We start from the raw sequence: 11,777 nt of genomic DNA on the forward strand, positions 1-11,777 counted from the left end.
AGGTCGCGCGTGCCTGCCCGGCCCCCACCCGCGCCGACGACCGGGCCCGGGCAGGCACGCGCGACCTCCGTAGGGGCCCGCGAGACGGACCTCGCCCGGTTCGCCCGGTCGGCCCGGACCGACCCCGGCCACCGTCCGTGCCCGGATGCTCGTGGTGTAGCGCCGGCCGCATCCGGGCGGCTCTCACCCGGTCACGCGGCCGGGTGCGGTCCCGGTGCGCCGGTCCGGACACCGGGCCCTCACCGCGGCCGGCCGGACCGGAGCCGCTCAGGAGTCCGTCCCGGCCCCGGCCTCCCGGAGGCGGGTGCGGGCCTGCATCAGGGCGAAGCCCAGAAGGTTCGCGCCGCGCCACTGGGCGGGGTCCGACGCCCTCTCGTTCTTCGCCCCGAGCCCGATGCCCCAGACGCGGTCCCTGGGGCTCGCCTCGACCAGGACGCGGTCGCCCGTGTTCAGCAGGAAGGCGCGCAGGTCCGCGTGGGCGGCGAACTTGTGCGTGCTGCCCTCGACGACGACACGGAACCGCTCGCGCCGCCAGGTCGCCTCGTCGAAGTGCCGGACGAGGCGGCCCTCCTTCTTCGCGTCGGCGGGGTGCTCTGCGGCCAGGATCTTCCGTTCCGCCTCCGGGTCTGCGAAGATCCGGGCCTTGGCCGCCATCATCCAGTGCTCGGCGGTCTTGTAGGTCGCGCCGTCCACCGTGAACGGCGACGGCCACCACTGGCTCAGGCAGCCCGCCCCGATCCGGCCGTCGGGCAGGGGCTGGTGCCCCCAGAAGTGCAGGTACTTGATCCGCTGCCCGGTCGCCACTGCCTCGATCAGGGCCTCCCGGGAATCGATCGCCCCGGCTCCCACCGCGGTCACAGCCTTCTCCATGCCCTTCTCGGCCTCCGTGTTCATCCCCATGCGCGCGAGTTTCGCAGGCAGCACCGACAATCGGCCTGTCCTTTCCGTGTTCGCACAACGCTCCTCCGACAGATTTCGTTGCTTAACCAAATGGAAACAACGGAATCACTTGTTGGCATCGCATGCCTCTGTCAGGATCGGCACTCAAATCGAGCTGGCGCCACGCCGCCCCCTCGGGAAACGGAGGAGAGCGACATGCAGCACCCCGGCAACGCCACCCCGGAACGATTTCCGGCGCGGGAACGATTCGCCGACGGGGCGCAGTTCATCGCGGGACGCCTGACGAAGGGCACCTCGGGCCGTACGCACACGGTCGTCGACCCGGCCACCGGCGAGGACGTGTACGCCTACGAACTCGCCGGCACCGACGACGTGGACGCGGCCGTCGCCGCCGCGCGGAAGGCGTTCGGGGCGTGGGCCGGCGCCACCCCGGGCGAGCGGTCCGACGCGATGCACCGGTTCGCCGCCGTGGTCGCCGAGCGCGCCGAGGACTTCGCCCGCGCCGAGTCCCTGCAGTGCGGCAAGCCCCTGAAGCTGAGCCGGGAGTTCGACGTCCCCGGGAGCATCGACAACATCGCCTTCTTCGCCGGCGCCGCCCGGCACCTCCAGGGTCAGTCGGCCGGTGAGTACTCCGGCGACCACACCTCCTACGTGCGCCGCGAACCCATCGGCGTCGTCGGCTCCGTCGCACCCTGGAACTACCCCCTCCAGATGGCCGCGTGGAAGATCCTCCCGGCGATCGCCGCGGGCAACACGATCGTCCTCAAGCCCGCCGAGATCACCCCGCTGACCTCACTCCTCTTCGCCCGGGCCGCCACCGACGCCGGCATCCCGGACGGCGTGATCAACATCGTCACCGGCACCGGCCGGGAGGCGGGCGAGCACCTCGTCGGCCATCCCGACGTGGCCATGACCTCCTTCACCGGCTCCACCGCCGTGGGCAGGCGGGTCGCCGCCGTCGCCACCGCCACCGTCAAGCGCGTCCACCTCGAACTCGGCGGCAAGGCGCCCTTCGTCGTCTTCGACGACGCCGACCTCGACGCCGCCGTCAACGGAGCGGTCGCGGGCGCGCTCATCAACACCGGCCAGGACTGCACGGCCGCCACCCGCGCGTATGTGCAACGCCCCCTCTACGAGGCGTTCGTGGAACGCACCGCCGCGCTCATGGAGACCGTGCGGCTCGGCGACCCCTTCGCCGCCGGGACCGATCTCGGCCCGCTGGTCTCGCACGCGCAGCGCGAGAGGGTGGCCGGTTTCGTCGACCGGGCGCGCGCCTACGCGCGCGTGGTGACCGGCGGCCGGGCTCCGGGCGGGGAACTCGCCGCCGGCGCGTACTACCGGCCCACCCTGATCGCCGGCGCCCCGCAGGACAGCGAGGCCGTACAGGCCGAGATCTTCGGACCGGTACTGGTCGTCCTGCCCTTCGACACCGACGACGAGGGCATCGCGCTCGCCAACGACACGCCGTACGGACTCGCCGCCTCCGCCTGGAGCCGGGACGTGTACCGGACCGGCCGCGCCACACGCGAGATCAGGGCCGGGTGCGTGTGGATCAACGACCACATCCCGATCATCAGCGAGATGCCGCACGGCGGTTACCGGGCGTCCGGCCACGGCAAGGACATGTCCGCGTACTCGTTCGAGGAGTACACCCAGCTCAAGCACGTCATGTTCGACAATACGGCGGCGGTTCGCAAGGACTGGCACCGCACGATCTTCGGGGACCGATAGAAACCGGGCCGACCGACCGACGGCCTCACTCCGAAAGGCACCACGCGTATGGAGCAGTACGAGCCCGACCGCCTTTCCCCGGCCCAGGTGGCCGCCGTGCGGCGCAGCTTCCGCAACGGCAGGGCGGCCCTGTCGCGCCGGTCCCTGCTGCGCACCTCCGCGGGCGGCGCGCTCGCGTTCGGCGGCGTCGGGGCGCTGAGCGCCTGCGGCATCCCCCCGGCGGGCAGCACCCGGGGCGGCGTATCGGCCGAGGACCACTCGGAGAAGGAGAAGAGCGTCGCCTTCTCCAACTGGACCGAGTACATGGACGTCGACGACAGCGGGCGCGAACACCCCACGCTGGACGCGTTCACCGAGCGGACCGGCATCAAGGTCACGTACACCGAGGACATCAACGACAACACCGAGTTCTTCGGCAAGATCAAGCCGCAGCTCGCCGCCGGCCAGGACACCGGCCGCGACATCGTCGTCCTCACCGACTGGCTGGCCGCCCGCCTGATCCGGCTCGGCTGGGTGCAGAAGCTGGATCCGTCCCACCTGCCGCACGCCTACGCCAACCTGTCGTCGCAGTTCCGCAGCCCCGACTGGGACCCGGGCCGTGCCTACTCCTACCCCTGGCAGGGCATCGCGGCCGTCATCGCCTACAACAAGAAGGCGCTCGACGGCGTCGAGGTGAAGACGCTCTCCGACCTGCTGGACAACCCGAAGCTCAAGGGGCGCGTCGGCCTCCTCACCGAGATGCGCGACACCATGGGTCTGGCCCTGCTCGACATGGACAAGGCCCCGGAGAAGTTCACCGCCGACGACTACGACGCGGGGATAGCCCGCCTCCAGAAGGCCGTCGACCAGGGGCAGGTCCGCCGCTTCACCGGCAACGACTACACCTCCGACCTCAGCAAGGGCGACTTCGCCGCGTGCGTCGCCTGGGCCGGCGACATCGTCCAGCTGAAGGCGGACAACCCGGACATCGACTTCCTGATCCCGGACAGCGGCTACATGACGTCCAGCGACAACCTGATGATCCCGAACAAGGCCCGGCACAAGACCAACGCCGAGCGGCTCATCGACTACTACTTCGAGCCGCGGCCGGCCGCCGAGCTCGCCGCCTACATCAACTTCGTCTGTCCGGTCGACGGAGTGAAGGACGAGCTCGCGAAGATCGACGAGGACGCGGCGAACAACCCGCTGATCCTTCCCGACCAGGCCATGCAGGCCAAGTCCCGTTCCTTCCGCTCCCTGAGCGCCGAGGAAGAGACGGCATTCGAAGCGAAGTTCGCGAAGCTCACGGGGGCGTGACGAGATGAAGACGACGCACGACACGGCCGCCCACGGCGGGGACGTCCGCCTCACCGGCCTCGGCAAGACCTACGGCTCGTTCACCGCCGTCCACCCCCTCGACCTGACCGTGCCCGAGGGTTCCTTCTTCGCGCTGCTCGGCGCGTCCGGCTGCGGCAAGACCACCACCCTCAGGATGATCGCCGGCCTGGAGGAACCCACCGCCGGCACCGTCCGTCTCGGCGACCAGGACGTCACCGCGCTCCCGCCGTACAAGCGGCCGGTGAACACCGTCTTCCAGTCCTACGCCCTCTTCCCGCACCTCGACATCTTCGAGAACGTCGCCTTCGGTCTGCGCCGGCGCGGCATCAGGAGCGTGAAGAAGCAGGTGGGCGAGATGCTGGAACTCGTCCAGCTCGGCGAGCAGGCCCACAAGAAGCCGCACCAGCTCTCCGGCGGCCAGCAGCAGCGGGTCGCCGTGGCCCGCGCCCTGATCAACCACCCGAAGGTACTGCTGCTCGACGAGCCGCTCGGCGCCCTCGACCTGAAACTGCGCCGTCAGATGCAGCTGGAGCTCAAACGCATCCAGACCGAGGTCGGCATCACCTTCGTGCACGTCACGCACGACCAGGAGGAGGCCATGACCATGGCCGACACGGTCGCCGTGATGAACGGGGGCCGCGTCGAGCAGCTCGGCCCGCCCAGCGAGCTGTACGAGAACCCGCGCACCACGTTCGTCGCCAACTTCCTCGGCACGTCCAACTTCATCGAGGCCGACGTCGACACCAGGTCGGGCGACGACATCGTGCTGAAGGCGGGCGGCGGCAAGCTCGTCCTGCCCTCGGCGCGCAACAGCGGCCCCACGGCGGCCGGAGGCAAGGTGCTGCTCGGGGTCCGCCCGGAGAAGATCTCCCTCGTCCCCGCCGACGACGCCGGACGCATACCCGAGGGCCGCAACCGGATCACCGGCCGGATCTCCGACTCCAGCTACCTCGGTGTCTCCACCCAGTTCGTCGTCGACAGCCCGGTCTGCACCGCGTTCGAGGTCTACGTCCAGAACATCGACCGCGACCACCGGCTGGCGCCCGGCGCCGAGGTCGTCCTGCACTGGGACCCGGCGCACACCTTCGGTCTCGACGCCGCACAGGACGCGGACGCCGGTGTGGAAACCGTCGGGGAGGAGGCCGTCTGATGGCCACCGTCACCCAGTCGCCGCCCCCGGCGCCGGCCCCGGCACAGGCCCCGCGGGCGAAGCCGCCGCGGAAGCGGGGCCGCCGGACGCCGTACCTGCTCCTGCTGCCCGGCCTGCTGTGGCTGTTCGTCTTCTTCGCACTGCCGGTGATCTACCAGGCCTCCACCTCCGTCCAGACGGGCTCCCTGGAGGACGGCTACGAGGTCACCTGGCACTTCGCCACCTACTGGGACGCACTGTCCGCGTACTGGCCGCAGTTCGTCCGCTCGGTGCTCTACGCGGCCTCCGCGACCGTGCTGTGCCTCGTGCTCGGCTACCCGCTGGCGTATCTGATCGCCTTCCGCGCGGGACGCTGGCGGAACCTGATCATGATCCTGGTGATCGCGCCGTTCTTCGCCAGCTTCCTGATCCGCACCCTCGCCTGGAAGACGATCCTCGCCGACAGCGGCCCCGTGGTCGAGATCCTCAACGCGCTGCACGTACTGGACGTCACCTCCTGGCTCGGCTGGACCGCCGGCGACCGGGTGCTGGCCACCCCGCTCGCCGTCGTCTGCGGTCTGACGTACAACTTCCTGCCGTTCATGGTCCTTCCGCTCTACACCTCCCTGGAGCGCATCGATCCCCGGCTGCACGAGGCGGCGAACGACCTGTACGCCAGGCCCTCGACCACCTTCCGCAGAGTCACCCTCCCGCTGTCGATGCCGGGCGTCGTCTCCGGCACGCTGCTGACCTTCATCCCGGCCACCGGCGACTACATCAACGCGGACCTGCTCGGCTCCACCGACACCCGCATGATCGGCAACGTGATCCAGACGCAGTTCCTGCGCATCCTGGACTACCCGACGGCCGCGGCGCTCTCGTTCATCCTGATGGCCGCGATCCTGTTCGCGGTCACCGTCTACATCCGCAAGTCCGGCACGGAGGATCTGGTGTGATGACCTTCGTCAACTGGCTCAAGCGCCGTCTCGTCGTCATCGCGGGACTGCTGACGCTCGGGTATCTGCTGCTGCCGGTCGTGGTGGTGGCCGTGTTCTCGTTCAACAAGCCCAAGGGCCGCTTCAACTACGAGTGGCAGGAGTTCTCCACGGACGCCTGGAGGGACCCGTGCGGGGTCTCCGGCCTGTGCGGCTCGCTGTCGCTCAGCCTCCAGATCGCGCTGTGGGCCACTCTCGGCGCCACCGTGCTCGGCACCATGATCGCCTTCGCGCTGGTCCGCTACCGCTTCCGCGCCCGCGGCGCCGTGAACTCGCTGGTCTTCCTGCCGATGGCGATGCCCGAGGTGGTCATGGCGGCCTCGCTGCTGACCCTGTTCCTCAACATGGGTGTCCGGCTCGGCTTCTGGACGATTCTCATCGCCCACGTCATGTTCTGCCTCAGCTTCGTCGTGGTCGCCGTCAAGGCACGCGTGATGTCGATGGACCCGCGCCTGGAGCAGGCCGCCCAGGACCTGTACGCCGGTCCGGCCCAGACGTTCCTGAGGGTCACCCTGCCGATCGCCGCCCCCGGCATCGCGGCGGGCGCGCTCCTCGCCTTCGCCCTGTCCTTCGACGACTTCATCATCACCAACTTCACCTCGGGTTCCACCGTCACCTTCCCGATGTTCGTCTGGGGCTCCGCGCAGCGCGGAACCCCGGTACAGATCAACGTCGTCGGTACGGCCATGTTCGTCGTCGCCGTCCTGCTGGTGCTGGTCTCCATGACCGTCGGCAACCGCCGCAAGCGGCAGAAGGCGTGAAGACCATGAGCCGTTGGACGAAATCCCTCGCCGATGCCCGGCCGACCGCGTACTGGCTGGACGATCCCGGCCGGCCGGAGCCCCGGCCCGCCCTCACCGGCGCCGAGACCTGCGACCTGCTGGTGGTGGGCGGCGGATACAGCGGGCTGTGGACGGCACTGATCGCCAAGGAACGCGACCCGGACCGGGACGTCGTCCTGGTGGAGGGGCGCGAGGTGGGCTGGGCCGCCTCGGGCCGCAACGGCGGATTCTGCGCCGCCTCCCTCACCCACGGCCTGGCCAACGGCCTGGCCCGCTGGCCGGACGAGATCCACCGGCTGGAGCGGCTGGGCGCGCGCAACCTCGACGCCATCGAGGAGACGGTCGCCCGCCACGCCATCGACTGCGCATTCGAACGCACCGGCGAACTCGACGTCGCCACCGAGCCCTACCAGGCACGCGAACTGCGCGACTGGTACCGGGAGATCGACCGCCGGGGCCTCGCCGACGGCGTCGACCTCCTCGACGCCGACGCGGTCCGCGCCCAGGTCGACTCACCCACCTTCCTGGCCGGCCTCTGGGACCGCCGGGGCGTGGCCATGCTCCACCCGGCGAAACTCGCCTGGGGGCTCAAGCGGGCCTGCCTCGACCTCGGCGTCCGCGTGTACGAGCACACCCCCGCCCTCACCCTGCGCCCGTACGGCGCCGGGATGTCCGTCCGCACCCCCTACGGGCAGATCCGCGCCCGCACGGCCGCCCTCGGCACCAACATCTTCCCCAGCCTGGTCAAACGGGCCCGCCTCTACACCGTCCCGGTCTACGACTACGCCCTGATGACCGAGCCGCTCACCGACGGACAACTGGCGTCCGTGGGCTGGAGGAACCGGCAGGGACTCGGCGACAGCGCCAACCGGTTCCACTACTTCCGGCTGACCGCCGACCAGCGCATCCTGTGGGGCGGCTACGACGCGGTCTACCCGTACGGCGGGCGGGTGCGGGCCGAGTACGACGACCGGCCACAGACGTACGCGAAGCTCGCCGACCACTTCTTCACCTGTTTCCCGCAGTTGGAGGGGGTCCGCTTCACCCACGCCTGGGGCGGCGCGATCGACACCTGCTCCCGCTTCTCGGCGTTCTACGGCACCGCTCACCGGGGCAGGGTCGCCTACGCGGCCGGCTTCACGGGGCTCGGCGTCGGCGCCACCCGCTTCGGTGCCGAGGTGATGCTGGACCTGCTGGCGGGGGAGCGCACCGAGCGCACGGAGCTGGAGATGGTGCGCAGGAAGCCGCTGCCGTTCCCGCCCGAGCCCTTCGCCTGGACCGGCATCGCGCTCACCAAGTGGTCGCTGGCGCACGCCGACACCCACGAGGGCCACCGGAACCTGTGGCTGCGGACGATGGACAGGCTGGGGCTGGGCTTCGACAGCTGAGAGCGGTTCCCGGCGGCGTGACCGGTTTTCGGCAGTGGCGGCCGGATTTCGACGGGCGTGATCCGGTTCACTCCCCTTGGGTGCCGAAACCCGCGTAATGCCCGGCGGAAAGCTTCCTCTCCTCCTCGTGACGCGACCTTCCCGCGTCCACGGCAGAGAGGCAGGCGTTTGTGATGACAGGGACGAAGCCGGCGGTCGAGTGGCTCTCCTCGGTGGCACCCGATCCCGAGGCGTGCCGCTGGGAGTGGGAGCGCAACCCGCACGGGGTGGCGCTGCTGCCGGCTGGCAAGGCGTGGGACGTGCTGATCCTGCCGGGCGAGCTCGGCTACCCCACGCTCGACGTGCTCACCCGCGTCCTCGACCGGCCCGGCCCGGTGCTGGTCGACTTCGGTGACGCGCGGATGGGTTTCCTCGTGCCGCCGGGCACCGCGGCCCGCTGGGTCGGCACCGGCATCCGTACGGCGGGGGACGGCACCTGGATCGTGGTGCCGTATCCGGGCCGCGCGTCGGCCGGCGGGACGCGCTGGCTGTTCCCGCCGGACGGCTCGGGCACGCTCACCGACCCGGTCCTGCTCGAACTGGCCATGCACGAGGCGGCGGCGGGGCTCGCCGGGCGGGAGGAGGCGTAGCCGACAGGACGACGGACCAGTGGCAGAGGCTTTGACGACCCGAGTGGCCCGGACCGACGCGAAGGCGCTCCGTCCCCCCACCTTCCTTTCCTCATTTCCCCCGTACCCGGAGGCAGTCGTGGACCGCCGCAGACCGTTCCAGCCGTTCGGTCCTCTCACCGTGCTCGTCATCGCGGCTCCCGCCGCGTCCGGTATACCGTCGGCCGCCCGTGCGGCCGACGCGGACCCCATCAGGAACGGCGGCTTCGCATCCGGCCTCGACGAACGGACCTGTACGGCTGGACTCCCCGTGCGCGCTCCCCGCCCCCGTCCGCGGCGCCTGCGGCTACGCCGGCCGACCGGCCGACTGCCGGTCGGCGGCTGCCGGACGGCTGCTCCGGCCGGCCGACAGCCACAGGCAGATCAGCAGTACCGCCCCCAGGCACCAACTGGCCGCCACGTCCAGCGGCCAGTGGTAGCCCCGGCGCACCAGGCCGTAGGAGGCGCCGGCGACCAGGGCGGCGCAGAGCAGCAGAAGCGCGCGGCGGACCACCGGTGAGCGCAGCAGCGGGACGAGGAGCAGGGCCGCCGCACCGTACGCGACGACGGCGGTGGCGGTGTGGCCGGAGGGGTAGTAGCCGACCGCCGGGGGTACGGCCGGGGTGCCGGGGCGGTCGGTCCAGGCCTTCAGGGGCATGACGAGCACCGGCACCAGGGCCATCGCCACGGCTCCGGCCGCGGGCGGCAGCCACCAGCGGTCCCGGCCCGCGGTACACCCCTGCCACGCGACGTACGCCAGAGCGGCCACCAGGACGGGCACGGCCACCTCGGTGTTGCCGAGGTCGGCGAGCAGCTCGGAGGCCCGGTCCGGCCGGAGGAGTACCCTGCTCAGCCGTTCGTCCAGATCCACCAGGGGGCCGTCGGCGACGACCTGCCAGGTGATCAGCGCGAAGACGAGAACGGGAGGTCCGAGCAGCAGCATGGTGCACAGCTTCGCATTCGCGGACGCGCCGCCGTTCGCGGCGGCAGGTCTCGGAGCACGCCGAAGGGCCAGTGCAAGGGGGGGGTGAGCACTGGCCCTTCGGGGAACGGCCTGCCGCGCGTGACGCGTGGGCTGCCATCCGGATCGGAACGCCGCGCGCCCCGGGGGGTGTGGGGCGGGCGGCCGTCCGATCGTGAGGAGACCCGGAACCCGGGGGGCTCCGGTTGTGTGCGCGAGGGCACGACCAGGGCGAAGCTGGGGAGGCCTCGGCCCGTACCGCTCACAGTTCCCCGTGAGCGGGTGTATCTCTTGTCCCGGTAGAACCTACGGCAGGGGGTGGGCCCGGGACAGGGCCAACAGGCTCCTGCCATCCACCCCGCACACGTTCTTCACACGCTCCGCCGCTCGCGCCCCGGCGGTACCACCGGGGCGGCTCAACCGCTCCGGTGACGGCTCAGATGTGCACGCATGCCTGTTCAGAGGCGTGCGAACGCCTGCTCGAGGATGTCCAGGCCCTCGTTCAGCAGGTCCTCGCCGATGACCAGCGGCGGCAGGAAGCGCAGCACGTTGCCGTAGGTGCCGCAGGTCAGGATCAGCAGACCCTCCTGCTGGCAGGCCTTGGCCAGCGCCGCCGTCGCCTCCGGGTTCGGCTCCTTGGTCGCACGGTCCTTGACGAGCTCGATGGCGATCATGGCGCCGCGGCCGCGGATGTCACCGATGAGGTCGAACTTGTCGGCCATCGCGGTCAGACGGGTCTTCATGACCGCCTCGATCGCCTTCGCCCTGGCGTTGAGGTCCAGCTCCTTCATCGTCTCGATGGCGCCGAGCGCACCCGCACAGGCCACCGGGTTGCCGCCGTAGGTGCCGCCGAGGCCGCCGGAGTGGGCCGCGTCCATGATCTCGGCGCGTCCGGTCACGGCGGAGAGCGGAAGTCCACCGGCGATGCCCTTCGCGGTCGTGATCAGGTCCGGGACGATGCCCTCGTCCTCACAGGCGAACCACTGGCCGGTGCGGCAGAAGCCGGACTGGATCTCGTCGGCGACGAACACGATGCCGTTGTCCGCGGCGAACCTGCTGATCGCGGGCAGGAAGCCCTTGGCCGGCTCGATGAAGCCGCCTTCGCCGAGGAGCGGCTCGATGACGATCGCGGCCACGTTCTCCGCGCCGACCTGCTTGGAGATCTGGTCGATGGCCTGGGCGGCGGCCTCCGGGCCCGCCTGGTCGGCGCCGGTCGGCCAGCGGTAGCCGTAGGCGACCGGAACGCGGTACACCTCGGGCGCGAACGGCCCGAAGCCCTGCTTGTACGGCATGTTCTTCGAGGTCAGCGCCATGGTGAGGTTGGTGCGGCCGTGGTAGCCGTGGTCGAACACCACGACCGCCTGCCGCTTGGTGTAGACCCGCGCGATCTTGACGGCGTTCTCGACGGCCTCGGCGCCGCTGTTGAACAGGGCCGACTTCTTGGCGTGGTCGCCCGGGGTCAGCTCGGCGAGCGCCTCGGCCACGGCCACGTACCCCTCGTACGGCGTGACCATGAAACAGGTGTGCGTGAAGTCGGCGAGCTGGGCGGCGGCACGGCGTACGACGGCCTCGGCGGAGGCGCCGACCGAGGTCACCGCGATGCCCGAGCCGAAGTCGATCAGCCGGTTGCCGTCGACGTCCTCGATGATCCCGCCGCCCGCACGCGCGGCGAACACGGGCAGTACGGAGCCCACGCCCTGGGCGACCGCGGCGGTACGGCGGGCCTGCAGCTCCTGCGACTTCGGGCCCGGGACGGCGGTGACGAGGCGGCGCTCCTGCGGAAGTGCGGTCATGAGGGGCTCCTGGGGGGTGTAACGGACACTTGCCTTCTTTTCTCGCAGGCTAGGGCGGGGAGAGCAGACTGGGCATGCTCCATGTGGGCGTTGTCCGGGGGGCCGGGTTGTCCGGTGTGGACATAGCGGGGGCC

10 protein-coding genes are annotated in these 11,777 nt (G+C 70.9%); 7 read left to right on the forward strand and 3 right to left on the reverse strand.

Annotated elements, in window-relative coordinates:
- Window positions 1–267: 267 nt before the first annotated feature.
- Complete coding sequence (locus AOK11_RS18215) at window positions 268–894, reverse strand: NADAR family protein (RefSeq protein WP_381025774.1); 627 nt, start codon at window positions 892–894, stop codon at window positions 268–270.
- Between the two features lie 201 nt (window positions 895–1,095).
- Between AOK11_RS18215 and AOK11_RS18220 the strand changes: the two genes are divergently transcribed.
- From AOK11_RS18220 to AOK11_RS18250, 7 genes are all read left to right on the forward strand, one after another.
- Window positions 1,096–2,631, forward strand: coding sequence for a gamma-aminobutyraldehyde dehydrogenase (locus AOK11_RS18220; RefSeq protein ID WP_055594779.1), 1,536 nt, complete (start codon window positions 1,096–1,098; stop codon window positions 2,629–2,631).
- Window positions 2,632–2,679: 48 nt separating this feature from the next.
- Entirely contained in the window at window positions 2,680–3,927 is a 1,248-nt protein-coding gene (locus AOK11_RS18225) for an ABC transporter substrate-binding protein (RefSeq protein ID WP_055594780.1), read from the forward strand.
- A 4-nt stretch (window positions 3,928–3,931) separates the two neighbouring features.
- A complete protein-coding gene (locus AOK11_RS18230; RefSeq protein WP_055594781.1) occupies window positions 3,932–5,098 on the forward strand; it encodes an ABC transporter ATP-binding protein in 1,167 nt (388 codons plus the stop codon).
- A complete protein-coding gene (locus AOK11_RS18235; protein WP_055594782.1) occupies window positions 5,098–6,033 on the forward strand; it encodes an ABC transporter permease in 936 nt (311 codons plus the stop codon). Before AOK11_RS18230 ends, AOK11_RS18235 begins: the two co-directional genes overlap by 1 nt.
- Window positions 6,033–6,833: an ABC transporter permease gene (locus AOK11_RS18240; protein ID WP_055594783.1), complete on the forward strand. Its 801-nt coding sequence runs from the start codon at window positions 6,033–6,035 to the stop codon at window positions 6,831–6,833. The genes AOK11_RS18235 and AOK11_RS18240 overlap by 1 nt, the downstream gene beginning before the upstream one ends.
- Before the next feature lie 5 nt (window positions 6,834–6,838).
- The gene (locus AOK11_RS18245; protein ID WP_055594788.1) at window positions 6,839–8,242 is read left to right on the forward strand and encodes an NAD(P)/FAD-dependent oxidoreductase; all 1,404 of its coding nucleotides are present in this window, start codon (window positions 6,839–6,841) and stop codon (window positions 8,240–8,242) included.
- Window positions 8,243–8,415: 173 nt separating this feature from the next.
- Window positions 8,416–8,871 (forward strand): hypothetical protein, encoded by a 456-nt coding sequence (locus AOK11_RS18250; RefSeq protein ID WP_055594784.1) that lies wholly within the window; start codon window positions 8,416–8,418, stop codon window positions 8,869–8,871.
- 325 nt (window positions 8,872–9,196) lie between these two features.
- Here the strand turns inward: AOK11_RS18250 and AOK11_RS18255 are convergent, their stop codons facing one another.
- Together AOK11_RS18255 and gabT are read right to left on the reverse strand one after the other, a co-directional pair.
- Complete coding sequence (locus AOK11_RS18255; RefSeq protein ID WP_055594785.1) at window positions 9,197–9,832, reverse strand: phosphatase PAP2 family protein; 636 nt, start codon at window positions 9,830–9,832, stop codon at window positions 9,197–9,199.
- Window positions 9,833–10,308: 476 nt separating this feature from the next.
- The gene (gabT, locus tag AOK11_RS18260) at window positions 10,309–11,643 is read right to left on the reverse strand and encodes a 4-aminobutyrate--2-oxoglutarate transaminase (protein ID WP_055594786.1); all 1,335 of its coding nucleotides are present in this window, start codon (window positions 11,641–11,643) and stop codon (window positions 10,309–10,311) included.
- Window positions 11,644–11,777 lie beyond the last annotated feature (134 nt).

This window comes from Streptomyces hirsutus, from assembly GCF_001418415.1.
Taxonomy (GTDB): Bacteria; Actinomycetota; Actinomycetes; order Streptomycetales; family Streptomycetaceae; genus Streptomyces; species Streptomyces hirsutus.

Excerpts from the sequence above, each read along its gene's own strand:
- AOK11_RS18215 (WP_381025774.1), bottom strand. The coding sequence starts at position 894 with ATGAACACGGAGGCCGAGAAGGGCATGGAGAAGGCTGTGACCGCGGTG.
- AOK11_RS18220 (WP_055594779.1), top strand. The coding sequence starts at position 1,096 with ATGCAGCACCCCGGCAACGCCACCCCGGAACGATTTCCGGCGCGGGAA.
- AOK11_RS18225 (WP_055594780.1), top strand. The coding sequence starts at position 2,680 with ATGGAGCAGTACGAGCCCGACCGCCTTTCCCCGGCCCAGGTGGCCGCC.
- AOK11_RS18230 (WP_055594781.1), top strand. The coding sequence starts at position 3,932 with ATGAAGACGACGCACGACACGGCCGCCCACGGCGGGGACGTCCGCCTC.
- AOK11_RS18235 (WP_055594782.1), top strand. The coding sequence starts at position 5,098 with ATGGCCACCGTCACCCAGTCGCCGCCCCCGGCGCCGGCCCCGGCACAG.
- AOK11_RS18240 (WP_055594783.1), top strand. The coding sequence starts at position 6,033 with ATGACCTTCGTCAACTGGCTCAAGCGCCGTCTCGTCGTCATCGCGGGA.
- AOK11_RS18245 (WP_055594788.1), top strand. The coding sequence starts at position 6,839 with ATGAGCCGTTGGACGAAATCCCTCGCCGATGCCCGGCCGACCGCGTAC.
- AOK11_RS18250 (WP_055594784.1), top strand. The coding sequence starts at position 8,416 with ATGACAGGGACGAAGCCGGCGGTCGAGTGGCTCTCCTCGGTGGCACCC.
- AOK11_RS18255 (WP_055594785.1), bottom strand. The coding sequence starts at position 9,832 with ATGCTGCTGCTCGGACCTCCCGTTCTCGTCTTCGCGCTGATCACCTGG.
- gabT (WP_055594786.1), bottom strand. The coding sequence starts at position 11,643 with ATGACCGCACTTCCGCAGGAGCGCCGCCTCGTCACCGCCGTCCCGGGC.